Source organism: Methylorubrum populi (genome assembly GCA_036946625.1).
Classification (GTDB): Bacteria; Pseudomonadota; Alphaproteobacteria; order Rhizobiales; family Beijerinckiaceae; genus Methylobacterium; species Methylobacterium populi_C.
Window position 1 is genome coordinate 869,673 of record JAQIIU010000002.1, and the last position, 21,450, is coordinate 891,122.

Annotated in this window: 15 protein-coding genes; 5 read left to right on the forward strand and 10 right to left on the reverse strand. The window is 71.4% G+C overall.

Annotated elements, in window-relative coordinates:
* Positions 1-11: 11 nt before the first annotated feature.
* On the reverse strand, positions 12-3,542 hold the full coding sequence (locus tag PGN25_06135) for an AsmA family protein (GenBank protein ID MEH3117182.1): 3,531 nt from the start codon (positions 3,540-3,542) through the stop codon (positions 12-14).
* Positions 3,543-3,696: 154 nt separating this feature from the next.
* On the reverse strand, positions 3,697-3,936 hold the full coding sequence (locus PGN25_06140) for a hypothetical protein (protein ID MEH3117183.1): 240 nt from the start codon (positions 3,934-3,936) through the stop codon (positions 3,697-3,699).
* Positions 3,937-4,052: 116 nt separating this feature from the next.
* Between PGN25_06140 and PGN25_06145 the strand changes: the two genes are divergently transcribed.
* Both PGN25_06145 and PGN25_06150 read left to right on the forward strand, forming a co-directional pair.
* Positions 4,053-6,434 (forward strand): UvrD-helicase domain-containing protein, encoded by a 2,382-nt coding sequence (locus PGN25_06145; GenBank protein MEH3117184.1) that lies wholly within the window; start codon positions 4,053-4,055, stop codon positions 6,432-6,434.
* A 379-nt stretch (positions 6,435-6,813) separates the two neighbouring features.
* Complete coding sequence (locus tag PGN25_06150; GenBank protein MEH3117185.1) at positions 6,814-7,530, forward strand: PhoH family protein; 717 nt, start codon at positions 6,814-6,816, stop codon at positions 7,528-7,530.
* Positions 7,531-7,686: 156 nt separating this feature from the next.
* Here the strand turns inward: PGN25_06150 and PGN25_06155 are convergent, their stop codons facing one another.
* The 4 genes from PGN25_06155 to PGN25_06170 form a co-directional block, all read right to left on the reverse strand.
* On the reverse strand, positions 7,687-8,577 hold the full coding sequence (locus PGN25_06155; protein ID MEH3117186.1) for a 3'-5' exonuclease: 891 nt from the start codon (positions 8,575-8,577) through the stop codon (positions 7,687-7,689).
* Between the two features lie 142 nt (positions 8,578-8,719).
* A complete protein-coding gene (locus PGN25_06160; protein MEH3117187.1) occupies positions 8,720-11,677 on the reverse strand; it encodes a bifunctional [glutamine synthetase] adenylyltransferase/[glutamine synthetase]-adenylyl-L-tyrosine phosphorylase in 2,958 nt (985 codons plus the stop codon).
* Between the two features lie 102 nt (positions 11,678-11,779).
* Positions 11,780-13,252: a methyl-accepting chemotaxis protein gene (locus PGN25_06165; protein MEH3117188.1), complete on the reverse strand. Its 1,473-nt coding sequence runs from the start codon at positions 13,250-13,252 to the stop codon at positions 11,780-11,782.
* Positions 13,249-13,623, reverse strand: coding sequence for a hypothetical protein (locus PGN25_06170; GenBank protein ID MEH3117189.1), 375 nt, complete (start codon positions 13,621-13,623; stop codon positions 13,249-13,251). The genes PGN25_06165 and PGN25_06170 overlap by 4 nt, the downstream gene beginning before the upstream one ends.
* Positions 13,624-14,036: 413 nt before the next feature.
* Between PGN25_06170 and PGN25_06175 the strand changes: the two genes are divergently transcribed.
* Positions 14,037-14,252: a hypothetical protein gene (locus PGN25_06175; protein MEH3117190.1), complete on the forward strand. Its 216-nt coding sequence runs from the start codon at positions 14,037-14,039 to the stop codon at positions 14,250-14,252.
* A gap of 9 nt (positions 14,253-14,261) precedes the next feature.
* Here the strand turns inward: PGN25_06175 and PGN25_06180 are convergent, their stop codons facing one another.
* From PGN25_06180 to PGN25_06190, 3 genes are read right to left on the reverse strand one after another with little or no spacing between them, the layout of a single operon-like run.
* Positions 14,262-15,689: an ATP-binding protein gene (locus PGN25_06180; GenBank protein MEH3117191.1), complete on the reverse strand. Its 1,428-nt coding sequence runs from the start codon at positions 15,687-15,689 to the stop codon at positions 14,262-14,264.
* Positions 15,686-16,384, reverse strand: coding sequence for a response regulator transcription factor (locus PGN25_06185; GenBank protein ID MEH3117192.1), 699 nt, complete (start codon positions 16,382-16,384; stop codon positions 15,686-15,688). Before PGN25_06185 ends, PGN25_06180 begins: the two co-directional genes overlap by 4 nt.
* A 26-nt stretch (positions 16,385-16,410) precedes the next feature.
* The gene (locus tag PGN25_06190) at positions 16,411-16,920 is read right to left on the reverse strand and encodes an OsmC family protein (GenBank protein MEH3117193.1); all 510 of its coding nucleotides are present in this window, start codon (positions 16,918-16,920) and stop codon (positions 16,411-16,413) included.
* Between the two features lie 296 nt (positions 16,921-17,216).
* On the opposite strand from PGN25_06190, the gene PGN25_06195 reads away from it, so the two are divergent.
* A complete protein-coding gene (locus PGN25_06195) occupies positions 17,217-20,039 on the forward strand; it encodes a [protein-PII] uridylyltransferase (GenBank protein MEH3117194.1) in 2,823 nt (940 codons plus the stop codon).
* Positions 20,040-20,132: 93 nt separating this feature from the next.
* Positions 20,133-20,750: a nucleotide exchange factor GrpE gene (gene grpE / locus PGN25_06200; GenBank protein MEH3117195.1), complete on the forward strand. Its 618-nt coding sequence runs from the start codon at positions 20,133-20,135 to the stop codon at positions 20,748-20,750.
* A gap of 232 nt (positions 20,751-20,982) precedes the next feature.
* On the opposite strand, the gene PGN25_06205 is transcribed toward grpE, so the two are convergent.
* Positions 20,983-21,273 carry a hypothetical protein gene (locus PGN25_06205; protein MEH3117196.1) on the reverse strand — a complete coding sequence of 97 codons (291 nt, stop codon included), beginning with the start codon at positions 21,271-21,273 and terminating at the stop codon, positions 20,983-20,985.
* Positions 21,274-21,450 lie beyond the last annotated feature (177 nt).

Sequence of the window (21,450 nt, forward strand, 5' to 3'; positions counted from 1 at the left end):
CAAACAGGTGCTCAGGGCCGCGTGCCGGGCGGGGCGATGTCGAGGGGTTGGGTTTCCGGCGGTGAAGCGGGCTCGGCCTCCAGGCGCGCGCGCCGCGCCGCCTCTTCCGCCTCGCGCTTGCGAGCCGTCGCCTCGGCGGCCTGCTGCGCCTTGATCCGGGCCTGGCGTGCCGCCTCCTCGGCAGCGGCGCGGGCGCGATCCATCTCGATCCGGGCGCGGCGGCGCTGACGCTCGCTCTGGTCGGCGTCGAACAGCTCGATCTTCTCGAGTTCGCGCTGGAGCACCAGGGCGGCGAGGCCGGTGGTGAGCGGTGCGGTATCGAGACGGCGCTCGGGCCCGGTGAGCGGGCCGGTAAAGCCGAGCTGGACCGATGGCGCCGCGCCGGACCAACCCTTCGGCACCGCCGCAGCGGTCAGGGCACCGCGGGCGTCGAGGCTCTGGCCGGGCAGATCGACCTGCAGCGTGCCGTTCCAGCGCGCGGACCCGAGATCGATCGCGAGCGGGCCGGTGCGCAGCGTGCCGCCCGACAGGGTGAAGCCCGCGGAGACCGGCCCCCGGGCCCGCAGCGGCCCTGCGGACAATTCTTCCGAGACGAGGACCTGAAGCCGGCCCTCGCGCAAGGGATCGTCCTCGGCGAGAGCCTTGCCGAGCGCCCGGTCGAGCGCACCGGCATCGGCGGAGGGCAACGTCAGGTCGGCCAGCCGGATCTCGCCGCTTCCCGAAAGGTCGCCGGCCAGAGCGGCGGCGCTCGCCCCCGTCGCACCGAAGCGCAGAGCGCCCGAGAGCCGGCCCGTGACCGGTCCGGAGCCGATCAGGCCGGCGAGATCGACGCCGTCGAGCCTGCCCTCACCCGAGGCCGAGGCCCCGCCGCCCGAGCGGGCCAGGGTGACGCTGCCGTCGATCCGCCCCTTGCCCAGACCGGCGGAGAGATCGCGCAGGCTCAGGGCATCGCCCTCCCGCACCAGCGTCAGCCCCGCGGCTTCGGCGGTGAGACCGCGGCCGAGGTCGAGTTGCCCGACCTTGAGGTTCAGCGTGGCGCGCGGCTGGACCGGGGCAGGCGTGAAGCGTCCGCCGGCATCGGCCGGCAGCACCGTGGCCGCGGCGAGCGCGGGCAGCGAGAGGCGGCCGAGCGTCGCGGCGCCGGTGAGCGTGCCGTCCGGCGCGCGGTCGAGGGCGGCGGACAGATCCGTGCCGGCCGCCTGACCGCGCAGGTCGGCATGCGCGTTCGCGCCCCGCCGCGACAGCGCCAGCGCGAGCGAGGCCGGCATCGGACCGGCGGCCGTCCCGGCGCCGCCGGCGAGGGTCAGGAACGGCGCGAGATCGGGTGTCTCCAACCGGATTTCGCCGCCGGAGGCCGGCGCATCGAGGGCGTCGAGCAGGATCGGACGGGGCGTCGAGAGGGTGAGGCCCGCGAGATGGCCCTCGACGCCGAGGGCCAGCGGCGGGGTGCTCCCCGAGCCGATCCCGGCCGGCCGCGTACCGGTCAGCGTCAGGCGTCCGGGCCGGCGCAGATCGGCGATGTCGTCGCGGCCGAACCAGCGGCCGGTCCTCTGCGTCGCCAGCGTCGCGTCGAGGCGGTCGATCCGGCCCGAGCGCGTCAGCAGGGCGAGATCGAGGTCGCCCTCGCCAGCCCGGCCCTTGGCGCGCGCGCGCAGCGCATCCGCCTCGCCCGATTCCCGCTCCAACGTCAGGTCGAGGGCCAGTCCGCTCTCGCGAAAGCTCCGCGGCACCAGGCGAGCCTCGGGCAGGAAACCGCGTTCCAGCAGGGCGAGCAGCGGCGCGGCCTTGTCCGCCGTCACGCGGCCCTCGATCCGGCCCGAACCGTCCGGCGCGATCCGTCCGGCGAGCTGCGCGCTCGCTCCGGCGAGATCGGTGATGTCGAGGGTGTCGACCACGAGGCTCGCGCCGTCCGATTGCAGGCTGACCGCGATGGTGCCGTTGCCGGAATGCGCGCCCGACGGCCCGTAGCGCACGTCGCGCGCCTTCAGGGTCAGGCCGAGATCGTGCCGGCTGAGACCGTTCATGAGTTCGCCGATCGGCGGCAACGCGGCGACGTCGATGCCGCTCGCGGCGAGCTGCGCATCGAGCCGGCCGCGCCCGCCCGCATCGGCCCGGGCATAGCGGGCGTTGCCGGTGACGCGTGCCTCGCCCAGGGTGAGCCGCAGGTTGCGCAGCGACAGGTCGGTGCTCGCCGCCGAAAGGTCGGTGCCGAGTTCGAAGGCGCGCCCGTCGAGGATCGCCGCGAGGGTTTCCTCCGCCCCGATCCGGCCGAGATAGCGCCCGAGTCCCTCCGAATTGCGCGCGGCGACGTCGAGATGCCCGGAGAAGCGCGGAGAAGCGGACAGCTCGGCCTCCCCGGTCGCCGACACGCTCGCGGCGCCCGGCGCCGTCCCCTCGAAGCGCCGCAGCACGAGACCGCCGCCGCGGTCGAAGGTGCCGCGCAAGGTCACGTCGGCCCAGTCGTCGAGGCCGAGCGCCACGCTCTCGGCGGCGAGGTCGAGGTCGAGCAGCATCGGCGGCGTCAGGGCGCCCGAGGCGAGCCCTTGCGTCAGCAGGGCCCGCCCGCCGGAGGAGAGCAGCAGCCCGTCGAGATCGAGGCGGCGGGTGCGCAGGTTCAGGCCGAGCCGGCCCGCGCGCAGGTCGAGGCGGCCGCTGCCCGAGAGCCGCGCCGCCTTGCCGCCGGGATCGAGTTCGAGCTCGACCGTCCTGGCGTCGATGACGGGCCCGCGCGCGTCGAACTTGCCGGCCATGGTCAGCGGCAGGACGGCGCCGGCCGGCTGGACCGGCGGGCCGACCGTCAGCCTGGCCGAGCCCTCCGCCTCCGGCACGAGGCCGCGCCGCGAGGCTTTGTCCGAGAGAGACTCCGCCGGCTTGAGGGCAATGCGGGCGTCCACCTCCAGCTTCGGCACGGTGTCGCCGCCGCCCGTGAGCTTCATCGAGAAGCCGCCGTCGCCCGCCGCCGCGCTGGTCGCGAGGTGGAAGGGACTGCCCTTCACCGTTCCCTCGACCAGCCACGGGCCGGCGAGCGCGGGCGCCCGCAGACGGAGATTTTCCGCCGTCAGTTGCTCCTGGGGTGGTTGCTCCTGGGGTGGTTCCCCCGCGCGCCTCGTGGCGATCGAGAGCCGGCGGATGCGCAGGTCGTCGATCACGATGTCGCGGCGAACGGATCGCGGGTCGGCCGGCAGCAGCAGCGCGTCCTCGGAGACCGGCACGGTCAGCGCCGCGCGCCCGACCGAGGTCTGGACGAAGCGCATCTCGCCCTTGAGCAGCGGGGCCAGCGCGATCTCCGCATCGACGCCCTGCGCGTCGAGGTTCGGCCCGTCCTCCGTGCCGAGCCGGAGGCGGGCGAGGCGCAGGTGCGGCGAGGGGAGCAACCGCAGGTCGACGGCGCCCTCGCTGCGGGCGCCGGCACCGAGGGATTCGGCGAGCGTGCGGTCGATCAGCGCGCGGTGGGCCGACCAGTCGATGAAGGGCGGCACGGCCAGAGCCGCCACGAGGAGCAGGACGACGGCGCCCGCGAGCGCGGTCAGGATATCACGCACCGTTATCGCTTCCGCCTGGCCTGCGGGCCGCAGGACTTCCTTCGCGTTCGCCGCCCCTCTCCACGGCTCGAAGGCGGAAAGGAGTCTCGAACGACGCGTTCAGGCGGCCATAGCACGGGCAAGCCTCGACCCGCATCCCGAGCTCGAGCCGCGCTCAGCGTCGGGGCGCGTAAGCCGGTCCCGAAGGCGGCGGCACGTTGAGCGGCGCGCGCTGGATCTGATTCCGGACCGCGCTGTTCTCCAGGGTCTGCCGCTGCTCGAAGTTGCGGTTCTGGTTCCGGTACTCGAAGGTCTCGTTCTGCCGGCTCGTCGCCCCGCGGTTGCCGGGGCTCTGCGCCAGGGCCGGCGCCAGGCCGGCCAGCACGATCACGAGGGCGAGAGACGGGGCGCGCATGGCCTCGTATCCTTCATCCGTCTGCGTTTCAGGTCTCCCCCGAGTGACGCGTGAGGGGGACCGCCGGTTCCGGATCGGGTCTCGACGCCGTTCGCCTTTTGGTCCAGGGATGCGTCATGATGAACGAGCCCCGGAAACAGCCGGACGCCGCCCGGCCGCACCCGTCCGACGACGGCGCCCCCGCGCAAGCCTCCATCGCCGCCCGCGCCATGGCCGCCCTGCGCCCCGAGGGCGCCTCCTACCTCGCGGGCCTCAACCCGGAGCAGCGCCGCGCCGTGGAGGCGACGGAGGGGCCGGTGCTCGTGCTCGCGGGCGCCGGCACCGGCAAGACGCGGGTGCTGACGACGCGGATCGCCCACCTGATCGCGACCGGCAAGGCGCGGCCCTACGACATCCTCTCGGTGACCTTCACCAACAAGGCCGCCCGGGAGATGAAGCACCGCATCGGCGGGCTGATCGGCCCGGCGGGCGAAGGCATGCCCTGGCTCGGCACCTTCCACGCCATCGGCACCAAGATCCTGCGCCGCCACGCCGAACTCATCGGGCTGAAATCCGACTTCACCATTCTGGGCAGCGACGACCAGCTCCGCCTGATGAAGCAGGTCATCGCCGACCGGAACATCGACGAGAAGCGCTGGCCCGCCCGTTCGCTCGCCCACGCCATCGACGGCTGGAAGAACCGCGGCCTGGCGCCGGAGCAGGTGCCGCCGGGCGAAGCGCAGGCCTTCGCCTTCGGCAAGGGCGGCCAGCTCTACGCCGCCTACCAGGCCCGGCTCGCGACCCTCAACGCGGTCGATTTCGGCGATCTCCTGCTGCTCTGCCTCAAGCTGTGGCGCGAGAACCCGGACATCCTGGCCAACTACCAGGACCGCTTCCGCTACATCCTCGTGGACGAGTACCAGGACACCAACGTCGCCCAGTATCTCTGGCTTCGGCTGATCGCACAGGCGCGGAAGAACGTCGCCTGCGTCGGTGACGACGACCAGTCGATCTACGGCTGGCGCGGCGCCGAGGTCGACAACATCCTGCGCTTCGAGCACGACTTTCCCGGCGCGACCGTGGTGCGGCTGGAACGCAACTACCGCTCGACCGGACACATCCTCGCCGCCGCCTCCGGGCTGATCGCCCGGAACGAGGGGCGGCTCGGCAAGACCCTGCGCACCGAGGACGCCAAGGGCGAGCCCGTCACCGTGACCGGCTCCTGGGATTCGGAGGAGGAAGCGCGTCAGATCGCCGAGGCGATCGAGTCGCTCCGGCGCCAGGGCCATTCGCTCTCCGAGATCGCGGTGCTGGTTCGGATCTCGGCGCAGATGCGCGAGATCGAGGATCGGTTCGTGCAGGTCGGCCTGCCCTACCGGGTCATCGGCGGCCCGCGCTTCTACGAGCGGGCCGAGATCCGCGACGCGCTGGCCTACCTGCGCGTCACCATGAACGGGTCGGACGATCTCGCCTTCGAGCGCATCTTCAACACGCCCAAGCGGGGCTTGGGCGACGCGACGCTCCAGACGCTGCACGCCTATGCCCGCGCCGACCGGATCCCCCTCCTGGCCGCGGCGCGGAAGCTGATCGAGACCGACGAGTTGAAGCCCCGCGCCCGCTCGATGCTGCGCGGCCTCGTCGAGAGCTTTTCGCGATGGGCGCGGCTGGTGGAGTCGAAGCCCCATCCGGAGGTCGCCCAGACGATTCTGGAGGAATCCGGCTACACCGAGATGTGGCGGAAGGACCGCTCGGCCGATGCCGCCGGGCGGCTCGAAAACCTGAAGGAATTCGTCCGCTCGATGGAGGAGTTCCCCGACATGGCGGCTTTCCTCGAACACGTCTCCCTGGTGATGGAGGCCTCCGAGGCGGAAGGGGCCGACCGGGTGTCGCTGATGACGCTGCACGCGGCCAAGGGACTGGAGTTCGACACCGTGTTCCTGCCCGGCTGGGAGGACGGCCTGTTCCCCAACCAGCGCGCCATCGACGAGAGCGGGCGTGCGGGGCTCGAAGAGGAACGGCGGCTCGCCCATGTCGGGCTCACCCGCGCCCGCAAGCGCGCCAAGCTGTCGTTTGCGGTCAACCGGCGCATCCACGGCCTGTGGTCCTCGACCATTCCCTCCCGCTTCATCGACGAGCTGCCGGCGGACGCCGTCGACGTGGTCGAGGCGCCCGCCCACTTCTCGGCCGGCGCCTCCCGCTTCGACCGCAACCCGGCCCCGTTCGGCTCCTCCTACGGCACGCCGGGCTGGCAGCGGGCGCAGGCCAACACCTCGGGCGGGTTCGGCAGCGGATTCGGCCATGGGCGCGGCGGCGGCCGCTCGGGCGGCCCACAGCAGATCGAGGGCGAACTCATCGCCAAGTCGACCGGCGCGCCCTCGGCCTTCGACCACGGGAGCCGCGTCTTCCACACCAAGTTCGGGCCCGGCACGGTGGCCGGCATCGACGGCAACAAGCTCACCGTTGACTTCGACAAGGCCGGCCGGAAGATGGTGCTCGACAGCTTCCTCCAGCCCGGCTGAAGCGTCCCGTCGGCGGCCCTCCGCCGGCCGCCGATCGCCCGAGGAGGGCATCGCCCGCGATGGCCATGGATGGATCGCCTCGATCCGCCGGCTGCGCCGAGAGGCGCCAGGGTCATCGCTTCTTTGCAAGCCTGTCACGCCCCCGTCGCCCGCGCCTGCAAGGTTCGCGGAGCGGGCGAAGCGTTGCCGTAAAGCCGCGCTCCACAGCCATCGCGTCGTGCCGTGGAACCGACTCGGGGGCGTTGGCTTTGCTCTTGCGTACAGATGAGCGAAGGTCGGCGTCGTCTTCGCCGAATCGAAGGAGCGATCAAGCGGTCGAGATTGGTTGAAAAAGCGAGTTTGCCGAAGTCACGCACGAGTCAAGGTGGAGTGTTGATCCATGAAGAGACGACGCGCACGGCTTGAACTGGTTGAGGACCGACCGATCCGGATGCATCGGACCCGCTTCGACGAGGAACGTAACCCCGCACCGATCCAGCCCCTGACGGAACGACAAGGTCAGTACCTCGACGCCCTCGCGTCATCTTCACAAGTCATCGTCCTTGGGCCCGCCGGAACCGGCAAGACCTTCATCGCCGGCACCCGCGCCGCGGATCTTCTTCGCCAGCGCCGGATCGCCAAGGTCGTGATCACCCGCCCCAACGTCCCCTCCGGCCGCTCGCTGGGCTACTTCCCCGGCACGCTGGAGGAGAAGATCGCCCCCTGGGTCGCGCCGCTCACCGAGACCATGAAGGAGCGCATGGGGGCGGCGGCCTTCGATATCGCGGTCAAGGCCGGCGACATCGAGGTGGTGCCCTTCGAGGTGATGCGCGGGCGCACCTTCAAGAACTGCCTCGTGATCCTCGACGAGGCGCAGAACACCACCACCGCCGAAATCAAGATGTTCCTGACCCGCATCGGCGACGATTGCCAGGTCATCATCAACGGCGACATATCCCAGACGGATCTGCGCGAAACCTCCGGGCTCCGCACCGTGATCCATCTCGTGAAGAGCCGGATGATGGCGATCCCGATCGTGGAGTTCACCCTCGACGACATCGTCCGCTCCGGCATCTGCGCGGAATGGGTCAAGGCGTTCGAGGAGGCGAGCCTGTAGCGCACACCGCGACGGTGCCGGTTCGGCACCGTCGCGGCCCTGGATTGCTTGCGCCGAGCCTCGCAATGACGGAGAGGCAGACCAGAACCGTCATTGCGAGCGTCAGCGAAGCAATCCAGATCGCGACCTCTCCGTATCCGACACCGGCCTTAGCCCTCAGGCGGCAACGCCTTTCGCACGGACCGGCCCGACGCTCTTGCCCTCCAGCCGCTCGCGCAGGCGCTCGACATCCTCGAAATTGTTCGAGGTCAGATCGGTCACGTCGCCCTCGACCAGCGCGTCGACGTGGCGGCAGCGGCGGCGGTGGCTGCCCGCCGGGCAGGAGCAGCGCAGATAGGGGCCGTCCGTCTGCTCCTCCAGCGTGATCACGTAGCGGTTGCCCGTGCTGCCGCGCAGGGCGAAGCGCAATTCCCTCTCCGGACGCGGATCGACGATGCCCGAAGCCCGCAGCGCCCGGGCCGAGGTCGAGCGGGTGAAGTCGTGCCGCGGACCGGTGACGGCCCGGATCGGCGTCAGCCCGAGGCCGCGGGCGAGGTCGGCGACATCGGCCGCGCCGGTCTCGCGCAGGGCCGCGAGCGCGATCTCGGCGCAGGCATAGGCATCCTCGCCGGCATCGTGGTGCTCGAAGCGGATGCCGAGGCGGCTCGCCACCCTGGCGAGGCCGTGACCGGCGGGATCGGGGAAGATGCGCCGCGCGATCTGAAGCGTGCAGTGGCCGGCCATGTCCGCCACCGGCTCGCCCCAGGCGGCGAGCGAGGCGGCGAGCACGCCCATGTCGAAACCGGCATTGTGAGCGAGCATCGTCCCGCCCGTCAGGTCGGGCAGGAATTCGGCCATGGCCTCGGGAAAAGTCGGCGCATCGCACACATCCGCGGGCAGGATGCCGTGGATGCGGATGTTGCCCGGCGAGAAACGCATCTGCGGCGGGCGGATCAGCCGGGATTCGCGCCGTACCACGCGGCCCCCCTCGATCCAGGCGAGCCCGACCGCGCAGGCGCTGTCGCGCCGCTCGTTGGCGGTCTCGAAATCGATCGCGACGACGCTCATGGGCGACAGATTAAGAGGCGGTCCACCTTTCCCGCAAGGCGCAGCCCGCGCTACGCCGACATCGCCCCGCGGCAGTAGGATGGCCCTGCCCCCGCACGCCCTGCCGCAGGCGAAGTCGCCGATGATGCCGGGCCGACCCTCGTCAGTCGGGCCTGCCGAGGAGACGGTCGAAGAGCGCGCGCACCGCACCTCGCTCCTCGTCGAGGCGGGCGGTGAGCGCCTTGGCGTCGGGCAGGCTGGCGGCCCGCGCGAGGCGGGCGAGGGCCACGGGGGAGGCTTGCGTCGGGTCGCCCTCCACCATCAGGCGCTGCCACTGGTGCACGTCGTCGAGCAGCCGGTAGGCGCCGGCGAGACGCTCCGCCTCCTCGGCACCGATCCATCCGGCTTTCGCCGCGTACGAAAAGACGTCGGGCGCGTCACGGCCGATCAGGTCGGGGTGGGCCTGCGCGTGGCCGAGCATCAGGCTCTGAGCGAGAAAGTCGAGGTCGAGCAGTCCGCCGGGGCCGAGCTTCAGGTCGAGGGGGCCGCGGTCGCCCTTCTCGCGCTCGACCGTGGCGCGCATCGCGCGCACCGAACTCTTCACGTCGGCCGGGTCGCGGAACTGCATCAGGGCGGCGCGGATGACGGCCTCGGCCTCCTCGGCGAGGCTGGCGTCGCCGGCGATGACCCGGGCGCGGCTCAGCGCCATGTGCTCCCACAGCTCCGCCTCCTCCCGCTGATAGGCGCGGAAGCTGCGGAACTGCGCCGCCACCGCGCCCTGGCCGCCGCCGGGGCGCAGGCGCAGGTCGATCTCGTAGAGCAGGCCGCGCCGGGTCGGTGCGGTCAACGTCGCGACGAGGCGCTGGGTCAGCCGGTTGTAGGCGACGGCCGCGTCGAGCGGCTTCGGGCCGGCGCTGGTGCGGTCCTCCGGATCGAAGTCGTAGAGCACGACGAGGTCGAGGTCGGATTCCGCCGTGAGCTGGCGGGAGCCGAGCCGGCCGTAGCCGAGCACGACCATGCGGCCCCGCGGCACCGCCCCGTGATCCGCGAAGACGATTTTCGAGACCGCCTCCAGGGCGGTGGCGACGGCGGCGTCGGCGATCGCCGAGAACGCGGCCCCCGCGGCCCGTGGCGTCAGGATGCCGGAGAGGAGCCGCGCGCCGGTGAGGAAGCGCAACTGCCGGGCGGCGTCGCGGCTGCGGTCGAGAAACCCCTCGTGGCTGTCGGGCCGGCCGAGCAGCGTGCGGTAATGCGCGGCGAGCGCCTCCGCGTCCACCGACGGGTCGCCGAAATCCGGGTCGATCACCGCGTCGAGCACGTGCGGCGAGAAGGCGACGGTGCCGGCGAGCCGCGGGGCGCTGCCGAGCAGGTCGGCGAAGAGCAGCCGCAGCCGCTCGTGTTCGCGCAGGATGGTCAGCAGCTCGACCGCCGCCGGCATGCGGCCGAAGGCCCGGTCGAGATTCGCCAGGGCCGCGTCCGGATCGGGCGTACCGGCGAGCGCCTTCAGCAGGGCGGGCACGAGTTCGGTCAGCACCTCGCGGGCGCGGGGGCTGCGCACCGCCGCGCGCCGTCCGAAATGCCAGCCGCGCACGGTGTCGGTGACGCGTTCGGGATCGCGAAAACCCAGGCTGCGCAGCGTGGAGAGCGTCGCCGGATCGTCGGCAGCGCCGCTGAAGACGAGATCGCCGACCTCCGAGGACAGGTCGGGACCGGCCTCGAACAGCAGCGCGTAATGCGCCTGCACCCGACGGGCCTCTCCGAGCAGGGCCGCCTCGAAACCGGCGAGATCGGGAAAGCCGGCGAACCGGACGAAGCGCTCCAGCTCGGTCCGGTCGGTCGGCAGGCGCTGGGTCTGCTCGTCGCGCACCATCTGCAGGCGGTGCTCGACCGTGCGCAGGAAGGCGTAGGCCTGCCTCAGTTCGTCCCGCGCCTGCGCCGAGATCCAGCCGTCCGCGTGCAGGCTCGCCAGCATCGGCACGGTCGAGCGCCCGCGCAGCATCGGGCGCCGGCCGCCGAAGACGAGCTGCTGGGTCTGGACGAAGAACTCGATCTCGCGGATGCCGCCACGGCCGAGCTTGATGTCGTGGCCGGCCACCGCCAGCGCCTCGTGGCCGCGCACGGCGTGGATCTGCCGCTTCATCGCGTGCACGTCGGCGATCGCGGCGAAGTCGAAATACTTGCGCCAGACGAAGGGCGTCAGGTCGGCGAGGAAGCGTTCGCCCGCCGGAATGTCGCCGGCAATGGCGCGGGCCTTGATGAAGGCCGCCCGCTCCCAGTTCTGGCCCGTGGTCTCGTAATAGACGTAGGCCGAGGCGAGGCTCATCGCCGTCGGCGTCGAGCCGGGATCGGGGCGCAGGCGGTAATCGACCCGGTGGACGTAGCCGTCGCGGGTGCGCTCCTGCAGCAGCTTGGCCACGCCCTGCGCGAGCTTCGTGAAGAACGGCGTCGGCTCGAGGCCGTCCCTGAGCGGGGCGGCCTCGGGATCGAAGAAGACGATCAGGTCGATGTCGCTCGAATAGTTCAGCTCGCGCCCGCCGAGCTTGCCCAGCCCGAGCACCACGAGGCCGGAGCCGGTCTGCGGGTCGTCGGGATCCTTCGGGCGGAACCGACCGGCAGCCGCGGCCCGAAGGAGCAGCGCATCGACCGCCGCGGAGACCGAGGCGTCGGCGAAGTCGGACAGGGCGGCGGTGACCCGCTCCAGCGGCCAGACGCCGCCGAGATCGGCCAGGGCCACCAGAAGGGCGTGCTCGGCCCGGTTCGAGCGCAGGCCCTTGCCGACCGCGTCGAGATCGGGGGCGGCTCCCGCCCCCGCACGACCGGCGGCCCGCTGCGCGGCGATCAGCCGGGTGTCGGCGGCCTCCGGCGCCTCGCCGAAGAGCCGGGCGAGGCGCTCGGGATCGCGGGCGGCGAGCGACCAGAGGAAGGGCGAGTGGTCGGCGAGCGCGGCGAGGAGGTCGAGGGCCGGGCCTTCGCGCAGCGCGGCCGGCAGGGCTTCGGCGATCTCCTCGACGCGATCGCGCGCCGCGTCCGGCTCCGACAACGGCGGGGCCTGCCCCAGCCGCTCGGCCAGCGGTCCGGTGCCGCCGCCCCGGGCACTCTGCTCGTCAACGTACCTGCCCATGCCGTCCCTTTGCCGATTCCGTCGCATCCGCATCGCCGTCGGGTGGCGGTGATGCCCATGAAACGCGCAAATCGGCGCCTGCCAAGGGGGCAGGACGGCGGCTCAGGCCGCGCGCAGGGTGGCGACGAAGGTGCGGACGGTCTCGGCGAGGCTGTCGCACTCTCCGGCGAGATGCTCGGCCGCGTCGAGGCCGGCGGTCGCCGCGGCACCGGTGCGGTCGGCGGAGCGGGCGAGACCGTCGAGGTTGTCGGAGACGGCGCCGGTGCGAAGCGCGGCGCGCTCGGCGTTGCCGGCGATCGCGCCGGTGGTCCGCTCCTGCCCTTCGACCGCAGCCGCGACGGAGCGGGTGATGGTGCCGAGTTCCTCGATCGTCCCGCCGATCCGGCCGATGGCGGCCACCGCCTGTCCCGTCTGCTCCTGGACGGCCAGGATCTGCGCCTCGATCTCCTGCGTGGCGCGGGCGGTCCGGGCGGCGAGGGCCTTCACCTCGCCCGCCACGACGCCGAAGCCCCGGCCCGCCGCGCCGGCCCGCGAGGCCTCGATGGTGGCGTTGAGCGCCAGCAGGTTGGTCTGCTCGGCGATGGTGCCGATCAGCAGCACGATCTGGTTGATGCGCTGGGCGGACTCGGCCAGGGCGCGCACGGTCTCGTCGGTCTGTCCGGCCTCCTGCGCGGCCCGGTTCGCCACGTCGGCGGCGCGAGTCATGTGACCGCCGATCTCGCGCGCGGAGATCGACAGCGTGCCGGCGGCGGCGGCCACGCCCTGGACGGCGGCGGCGGTCTCCTGCGAGGCCGAGGACAGGGCGGCGGTGCGCTGGGCCGCCTCGCCCGCGGCCGCGGAGAGATCCTGCGAGGCGCAGCGGACGCGGTTGGCGGACTCGGCGGCCTGCCGCACGAGGCGGTTCACGCTGCTCTCGAAACGCTCGGCCAGCGCGTCCGCCGATCGGCGGAGGGCAGCCTGCGCCTCGATCTCGGTCGCGCTCTGCCGGGCGTGGGCCTCGCTCTCGGCGATACGGGCGGTCTCCGCCGCGGCGAGCGCACGGGCGGAGACCGTGAAGAGCGAGGCGAGCTGCACGCTGAGCCAGGACAGGACGGCGGTTTCCAGCACCACGATCACCGCGTGGAGCAGCACCCGGCCGAGATCCGACCCGTCGGGATAGACCGCCGCCGGCAGGAGCAGGTTCAGGCCGAGATGGTGGAGCGCGGTCGCCCCGGCGGCGGCCAGCAGCACCCTCCAGTCGCAGTAGGCGGACAGGACCGCCAGGGCGGCGAAGAAATACATGTGCAGATCGAGTTGCCAGGAATGTCCCGCGGCGGCGTCGAGCAGCAGCGACACCATGCCGACGACCGCCACCGCGACGGTCAGGCGCGTGGCAAGCCCGTTGCCGGCCAGTCGCCACATCGCCGTCGCCGCTCCGGCGAGACCCAGCCCGATCACGCCTTGCGCCGCGACGGAGTTCCCGAGGGCGAGGGCGACGCCGAGATTGAGCGGCAGGTGCAGCCAGAGCAGGGCGATCAGGCCCTGGCTCACCGAGCGGCGCAGGCCGTCGAGATCGCGCGGGTGTGGGGCGGTCATGGCAGTCGCTCTTTGGCAGGCAGACAGAGGCCGAGGCCTCGCGGGTCGAACAGAACGAGGGCGCCGGCCGTCCGAAGGCGTTCGGCAAAGCCCGGGGCGGAGGATCGGGTGACGACGAGGCCCGGCAGACGGCCGAGACCCAGCACCGTTCCGCCCGCCGCGGCCGCGGCGTCCAGGCTTCGGGCGGAGTTCCACCAGGGCGGGAACAGGGCCGCGACGGGCCGATCCGGCGCGGGCGCCGGCAGGGCGAGCCAAGCGGAGCCGATCAGGCTCGCGGCGAGCAGCGCCGAGGGCAGCGACCAAGGTGCGATCGAGACGGTCGCCGCAACGGGAACAGCCGCTCGCGGCTCGCTGCGAACATCCGCGAGCACCGGATCTAATCTCGGGTCCAAGTTTGAGCAGGACAAGTCTGGGCAGGACATGGATTAAACATGACGAACGGACGTTAAATGCGCGTTACAGGAGATGACCGGGTGGCAAAATTCTTGAGTTGAATCGAAGCCAAATCCATGAAAGCAGTTTGCAGGAAACGGTGCCGAACCCGGCCTACCCTGCGACGGGGCGGACTTTTCCTCCGTGCCGCCCGTTCTCGGCAGGGGAGCCGAGCCGCACCTCCCTCGTTGACACGGCGTGTCTCTCGCGGAAATCCGACCCGAACGTCGCGCGCGGCGTGACGCTGTCGGCGATCGGGTCTTTCATAAACCACTCCGAGCCGCATTCGGAGCGAGAACCTCGTGTGATCCCACCGGCAGGCGACGCAGCGATCGAGGAAGAAAACGAATCGATGACCCTTCCGCACCTGATTCCCATCGCCGAGGCCGCCGCGTTCACGCTGGGCTGCGCGGTGATCGGCAGCCGCCGGTTCGACCCGCGACGGCTGGGTCTGGCGCTGTCCTTCACGATCGTCGTGCTGCTGCTGGTCCTCCTGGTCGCCGCCCTGCCCTACAGCCCGCAGGCGGTCCTGATCGATCCCGACGGCGCGCGAAACTTCCTGAACTGACGCAGCCGGTCAGGCCGGCACGACGGGCAGGGCCAGTTCGGCCGCCAGCCCCGGCGCATTGTCGGCGAGTTCGAAGCGGCCGCCGTGCAGCCGGGCCACCGCGTTGACGAGGCTCAGGCCGAGCCCGAAGCCGGGGCGGGTGCGGGCCGCGTCGAGGCGGACGAAGCGGTCGAGCACGCGTCCGCGCTCCGCTTCCGGAATGCCGGGGCCGCGATCGGCCACCCGCAGGCGGACGAAGCCGCCGCTGCGCGCGGCGCTCACCGCGATCTCCGGCGACGGCGCGACGCCCGAGGCATCCCCGTACTTGATGGCGTTGTCGATGAGATTGGCGAGGGCTTGGCCCACCAACTCGCGGTTGCCGTCGAGATCGAGGCCCGGCTCGGTCTCGACGCTGAGGCTCAGGCCCTTCTCCTCCGCCAGCGGCTCGTAGAGTTCGGCGACCTCGCGGGCGACCTCGCCCGCATCGAACCGGCGAAACGTCTCGCGGGCGCTGCCCGCCTCCAGCCGGGCGATGGTGAGCAGGGCGTTGAAGACGCGGATCAGCCCGTCGCTGTCCTCGATCACGCCCTCGATCGCGCCGCGCAGTTCGTCCGGCGTCCCGGCGGTACGCAGGGCCTCGTCGGCCCGGTTGCGCAATCGGGTCAGCGGCGTCTTCAGATCGTGGGCGATGTTGTCGGAGACCTCCCTCATGCCGCGCATCAATTCGCCGATGCGCTCCAGCATCAGGTTGAGGTTCTGCGCGAGCCGGTCCAGTTCGTCCCCGGTGCCGGAGACCCGCAGGCGGCCGTCGAGATCGCCGGCCATGATGGTGCGGGTCGTCTCGGTCATGTCGTCGACGCGCTTGAGGACGCGGCTCGCCACGAACCAGCCGCCGAGCACCCCGAGCAGCACCACCAAGGCCAGCGAGGAGCCGAAGGTGTTGCCGATGGCCGCGCGCAGGCGGTCGCGCTCCTCGGTGTCGCGGCCGACCAGGAGGCGGAAGCCGCCGGCCAGGGTGAAGACCCGCATGATCGCCCGGTGCTCGGCCTGATCCGCTTCGGAGCCGCGCCCGTAGCCGCCCTCGTACTGGCCGGGCCGCGCGAGGATGCCGGCGGGCACCCGGCTGACGTTGCCGACGATATGCTCGCCCGCAGGCGTGGTGACGAGGTAGAGCGAGGCGCCGGGCTCCCGGGCGCGCCGCTCCACCACGGCGATGAGGCGGCGCAGGCCGCCCGCGGTGTACTGCTCGGACAGTCCGTTGATCTCGGCATCGATGGTCGAGACGATCTGGTCGTCGAGCACCCGCCGCGCGTTCCAGGCGACGTAGCCGAGCCCGAGGGAGGCCAGCACGGCGAACAGCACGAGATAGGCGAGCGACAGCTTGAAGGCCGTCGTGCGAAAGATCTTTCCCAGACGCGCGAGGAGCCCGTCCTGCACCGGGGCGGGGAGTTCGGTCACGGGTGCCGCGGCTCGTCGGGCCGGATGACGTAGCCGGCCCCGCGCACCGTATGGATCATCGGGTGCTCGAAGCCGCGGTCGATCTTCGCGCGCAGCCGCGAGACGTGGACGTCGATGACGTTGGTCTGCGGGTCGAAATGGTAATCCCAGACGTGCTCCAGCAGCATCGTGCGGGTCACGACCTGCCCGGCGTGGCGCATGAGATATTCGAGCAGCCGGAACTCGCGGGGCTGGAGCACGATCTCGCGGCCCGCCCGGGTGACGCGGTGCGACAGGCGGTCGAGTTCGAGGTCTCCGACCCGGTAGGCGGTGGCCTCGCTCTGGCCCGGGGCGCTCGCCCGGCGGCGGGCGAGCGCCTCGGTGCGGGCGAGCAGTTCGGAGAAGGCGTAGGGTTTGGGGAGATAATCGTCGCCGCCCGCCCGCAGCCCCTTCACCCGGTCGTCGACCTGTCCCAGCGCCGAGAGGATCAGGACCGGCGTCGCGATGGCCTGCTCGCGCAGGGAGCGCACGAGCGAGAGCCCGTCGAGCTTCGGCAGCATGCGGTCGACGATCAGCACGTCGTACGCGCCCTCGCGGGCGAGCGCGTAGCCGTCGAGGCCGTCGCCCGCCTGATCGACGGCGTGCCCGGCTTCCCGGAACGCCTTGACCAGATAGGCGGCGGCCTCGCGGTCGTCCTCGATGATGAGCAGGCGCATGACGCCGTTCAGATAAGCGCGGCTTCTCAGGAGCGCGAGGCGCTCACCGCGAGTTCCGGCTTGTGGTTGAGGGTCTGGAACACGACGCAGTAGCGCTCGGTCAGCTTGAGGAGCTGGTCGAGCTTCTCCTGGGGCGCCTCGGTGTCGAGGTCGAAGGTCAGGCGGATCGCCCGGAAGCCCACCGGCGCCTCCTTGTCGACGCCCAGCGTACCCCGGAAATCGAGGTCGCCCTCGGCGCTGACCGTCCCGGCCTTCAGCGGGATTTCGAGGGCGGTCGCCACCGCCTTCACCGTGACGCCGGCGCAGGCGACGAGGGCTTCGAGCAGCAGGTCGCCGGAGCACAGCTCGGCGCCCGAGCCGCCGGTCGCCGGGTGGAGTCCCGCCACCGCGAGCGCGCGGCCGGTCTCGACCTTGCAGGCGATGCCGGTGTCGTCGAGCGAGCCCTTGGCCTTGAGGGTGACGACGGCGGCGTCCGGCGTCTCGCGGTACCTGTTCTTGAGCGGGGCCTGGAGCGCGCGCAGGGCGGTGGCGTCCATGGGGGATGTCCTCCGTTTCTTCTCGAGCATCGTCCCGAAAGGTGGCTGCCGGCTTGTCTGATAAAGACGATGCACAATCGAAAACCGAGAGCCTCGTCCTGGATCCGATAGCCAGGACGCGGCTCTCGTGCGGTCGGGCTTAGCGGTTTTCAGCCCGGCGCGACACCTCGGAACGAACGGCCGCCGGCGCGTGCCGGTGCACGGGATGCGGCGCCCGGGCGCAGCGAAGGGTCTCGTTCGTTTCGTCGACCGAGAAAGTCGCGAAAGAGAACGGCTGAGTTGCGCACGACCGGGCGGTGCCGCCGCCGGCCGAACATGCTAACGGGACGGCCATGTTCGACCCCGTTCCCGTCCTGGAAAAGATCGTCGCCTCCCTCGACCGCGACGCCCGCGAGCCGACGAAGCTGCGGGGGCTTCTGGTGCCCGAGCTCCGCAAGGTGATCGAGGCCGGGCACAAGGAGGCCGAACGCCTCCTCCTGAGGGAGCGCGACGGCCTCGCCTGCGCCGAGCGGCTGAGCCGCCTCACCGACGCGGTGGTGCGGGCGATCTACGACGCGGTGGTCTGGCGCCTCTATCCGAACGACAACCCTTCCACCGGCGAGCAGCTCGCGATCGTCGCCACCGGCGGCTACGGACGGGGCACGATGGCGCCGGGCTCGGACATCGATCTCCTGTTCCTGCTGCCCTACAAGCAGACCGCTTGGTCGGAGAGCGTCGTCGAGGCGATGCTCTACGTGCTGTGGGACCTGAAGCTGAAGGTCGGCCACGCCACGCGCTCCGTCGAGGAATGCCTGCGCGAGGGCCGGGCCGACATGACGATCCGCACGGCGCTGCTCGAAGCCCGGTTCCTGTTCGGCTCCCGCAGCCTGTTCGAGGAAATGGTCACCCGCTTCGATTCCGATCTGGTGATCGGGTCGGCCTCCGAATTCGTCGACGCCAAGCTGCGCGAGCGCGACGCCCGCGTCGCCAAGGCCGGCGCCTCGCGCTACCTCGTCGAGCCCAACGTCAAGGACGGCAAGGGGGGCCTGCGCGACCTCAACACCCTGTTCTGGATCGCCAAGTACACCTACCGGGTGCGCGACCAGATCGAGCTGGTCCATGCCGGCCTGTTCACGCCCGACGAGTACCGCCTGTTCGAGCGCTGCGAGGAGTTCCTGTGGCGGGTGCGTTGCCACCTGCACTTCATCACCGGGCGCCCCGAGGAGCGGCTCTCGTTCGGGCTCCAGCCGAGAATCGCCGAGCGGCTCGGCTTCGGCGCCCGCGGCGGCCTCTCGGGCGTCGAGCGGTTCATGAAGGCCTACTTCCTGATCGCCAAGGATGTCGGCGACCTCACCGCCATCGTCTGCGCCGAACTCGAGGCGCGCCACGCCAAGCGCACGCCGGTGCTCGACCGCTGGATCGGCCGCTTCCGCGACCGCTTCCGCGCGACCTCGATGGAGGCGGAGGATTTCTGGATCGACAACGGGCGGGTCAACATCCGCGGCGAGGACGCCTTCGAGCGCGATCCGGTCAACCTGATCCGCCTGTTCTGGCTCGCCGACCGGCACAACCTTCCGGTCCACCCCGATGCGGCGCGGCTGGCCAACCGCTCGCTCCGGCTCATCACCCACGCGGTGCGCAACGACGGGGAAGCCAACCGGCTGTTCCTCGACATTCTGACCTCGAAGAACGCGCCGGAGACGATCCTGCGGCTGATGAACGAGGCGGGCGTGCTCGGCCGGTTCGTCCCCGATTTCGGGCGCATCGTCGCGATGATGCAGTTCAACATGTACCACCACTACACGGTGGACGAGCATCTCCTGCGCTCGCTCGGCGTGCTCGCGGCGATCGATTCCGGCCGGGTCCGCGAGGAGCACCCGCTGGCCTCGCGGCTCATCGACACCATCCACAACCGCCGCGCGCTCTACGTCGCGATCCTGCTGCACGACATCGCCAAGGGACGCCCGGAGGACCACTCGATCGCGGGCGCGGCCATCGCCCGCAAGCTCGGCCCGCGCTTCGGCCTGAGCCAGGCCGAGACCGAGACGGTGGCGTGGCTGGTGGAACACCACCTGCTGATGTCGATGACGGCGCAGAGCCGCGACCTCTCCGACCCGAAGACGATCGAGCGGTTCGCGAGCGAGGTGCAGAGCCTGGAGCGGCTGAAGCTCCTGGCGATCCTCACCGTCGCCGACATCAAGGCGGTCGGCCCCGGGGTCTGGACCGCCTGGAAGGGCACGCTGCTGCGCACCCTCTACGACGAGACCGAGGTCGTCCTCTCCGGCGGCCACTCGGAGATCGCCCGCACCGACCGGGTGCGGCTGATCCAGATGGCGCTGCGCGAGCAGCTCTCGGACTGGACCGCTGAGATGTTCGACGCCTACGCCGGGCGCCACAACCAAGCCTACTGGCTGAAGGTGGACGGAACCCGCCACTTCAAGAACGCCCGCTTCCTGCGCACCGTCATGGAGGAGGGCCGCACCAGCGCCACCACCTACGAGACCGACCCGGTGCGCGGCGTGACCGAGCTGACGGTCTACTCGCCCGATCACCCGCGCCTGCTCGCCATCATCACCGGCGCCTGCGCGACGACGGGCGGCAACATCGTCGACGCGCAGATCTTCACCACGACCGACGGCTTCGCCCTCGATTCGATCTTCATCTCCCGCGCCTTCGAGCGGGACGAGGACGAGTTGCGCCGCGCCGGGCGCATCGCCACCGCCATCGAGCGGGCGCTGAAGGGCGAGATCAGAATCGCCGAACTGGTGGCCGACAAGCACCCGAAGGAGCCGCCCAAGACCTTCCTCGTGCCGCCGGACGTGTCGATCGACAACGCGCTGTCGAGCCGCGAAACGGTGGTGGAGATCACCGGCCTCGACCGGCCGGGCCTGCTCTACGAGCTGACGACGGCGCTGAACCGCCTCAGCCTCAACATCACCTCGGCGCACGTGGCGACCTTCGGGGAGCGGGCGGTCGACGTGTTCTACGTGACCGATCTCACCGGCACGCGCGTGATGCAGCCCGACCGCCTCGCGACGATCCGCGGCGCGGTGATGGAGGTGTTCGCCACCGATGTCGCCGCCCTGCGCGCGGAAGGGCTCGACGCCCTGGTCGATTCACCCCCGCCGCGGGAACTCTGAGCGTCACAGCCGGGGTCGCGCTTGATTTCGGGGATTGCCCGAATGATATCAGCGCCGACCCCCGAACCCCTTCGAGACGTGATCGATCGCACGATGATGGCTGACGACATGGAGAACCAGGCGCGGCACGACGGCGCCGAGGCGCCCCCCGCAGCGGAGGCGGCGCAGGCGGCTCTCAGGACTGCCGGCGCGGATGCCGAGGCTCTGGCTGCCGCGATCGCCGAGCGCGACGAGTTCAAGGACCGCCTGCTGCGCACGCTCGCCGAGATGGAGAACCTGCGCCGCCGCACCGAGCGCGAGGTCGCCGATGCGCGCACCTACGCCGTGACGGGCTTCGCCCGCGACATGCTCAACGTCGCCGACAACATCCGCCGCGCCCTCGACAGCGTGCCGGCCGATGCCCGGGCGGGCGCCGAGGGCGCCCTCAAGGGCCTGATCGAGGGCATCGACCTCACCGATCGGGATCTGGCCAAGACGCTGGAGCGCCACGGCGTGAAGGTGGTCGATCCCGACGGCCAGCGCTTCGATCCGAACCGCCATCAGGCGATGTTCGAGGTGCCGAACGCGGAAGTCCCGAACGGCACCGTGGTCCAAGTGGTCCAGACCGGCTACGTGATCGGCGAGCGGACGCTGCGTCCGGCGCTGGTCGGCGTGTCGAAGGGGGGCCCGAAGCCCGAGTCCAACAAGGACAAGCCCGCCGACGCGGCGTGATCGTCGCCGGGCCGGAGCGATCGGTGTGCCGGCGTTTCCGGTGGTCGCGTGACGTGCGCGTGACATGGATTTGTCGAAAGCATCCATGCCCGCCGCCGTCAGGTTCGGCTCGATCTCATACCAAGCGGCGCTGATCCCGACCGGTGGCCGGGATCGGCGCGTCCGGCGGATGGCCGCCGCCCCGCAGTCGCGGGGGCAGCCGGCAATGAGTGATCCTCATCGCCGGCTGGTATCAGCCGAACAGCATCGCGTAGAATCGGGGCGAATGGTTCGTCAGGCTCAGCCCTCGCTCGCCGAGCCGCCGCGCGACCTGGGTTGCCCGAACGACGGCCTCGTCCGCCGAGAGGAGCCTGTCGACGACCGGACCTGCATCGGGGCCGGGCTTCCTCGCGCCGGCCGCGCGGCACTGTCTGCCGTAGGCGTCCCGGGCACGGACGAACCGCGCCCCGGCCTCGTTCCGCTGGCGTTCGGCAAAGGTCGGCAGGCCGGTTTCCTGCAACGTCAGGGCCCAGGTCAGCGGCATCTTGCTCTCCGTTCAAGCAAGCCCACCGCGCGAGGAACCGTCGGAAGCCCGTCGCGCCGTTCACGGACGCGTATAGGGACTTCCGACCTTCGCACCCGTACGGGAATTCGGTCAAATTTTATCGATACGGGGTTTTCGCTCGACCGACGCGGCGCCTCGACCGGCTTTCTTCACGCG

What these genes read in the sequence shown, in the direction of transcription:
- PGN25_06140 (MEH3117183.1), bottom strand. Translation starts at nt 3,936, where the DNA reads ATGCGCGCCCCGTCTCTCGCCCTCGTGATCGTGCTGGCCGGCCTGGCG.
- PGN25_06145 (MEH3117184.1), top strand. Translation starts at nt 4,053, where the DNA reads ATGATGAACGAGCCCCGGAAACAGCCGGACGCCGCCCGGCCGCACCCG.
- PGN25_06150 (MEH3117185.1), top strand. Translation starts at nt 6,814, where the DNA reads ATGAAGAGACGACGCGCACGGCTTGAACTGGTTGAGGACCGACCGATC.
- PGN25_06155 (MEH3117186.1), bottom strand. Translation starts at nt 8,577, where the DNA reads ATGAGCGTCGTCGCGATCGATTTCGAGACCGCCAACGAGCGGCGCGAC.
- PGN25_06160 (MEH3117187.1), bottom strand. Translation starts at nt 11,677, where the DNA reads ATGGGCAGGTACGTTGACGAGCAGAGTGCCCGGGGCGGCGGCACCGGA.
- PGN25_06165 (MEH3117188.1), bottom strand. Translation starts at nt 13,252, where the DNA reads ATGACCGCCCCACACCCGCGCGATCTCGACGGCCTGCGCCGCTCGGTG.
- PGN25_06175 (MEH3117190.1), top strand. Translation starts at nt 14,037, where the DNA reads ATGACCCTTCCGCACCTGATTCCCATCGCCGAGGCCGCCGCGTTCACG.
- PGN25_06185 (MEH3117192.1), bottom strand. Translation starts at nt 16,384, where the DNA reads ATGCGCCTGCTCATCATCGAGGACGACCGCGAGGCCGCCGCCTATCTG.
- PGN25_06190 (MEH3117193.1), bottom strand. Translation starts at nt 16,920, where the DNA reads ATGGACGCCACCGCCCTGCGCGCGCTCCAGGCCCCGCTCAAGAACAGG.
- grpE (MEH3117195.1), top strand. Translation starts at nt 20,133, where the DNA reads ATGATGGCTGACGACATGGAGAACCAGGCGCGGCACGACGGCGCCGAG.
- PGN25_06205 (MEH3117196.1), bottom strand. Translation starts at nt 21,273, where the DNA reads ATGCCGCTGACCTGGGCCCTGACGTTGCAGGAAACCGGCCTGCCGACC.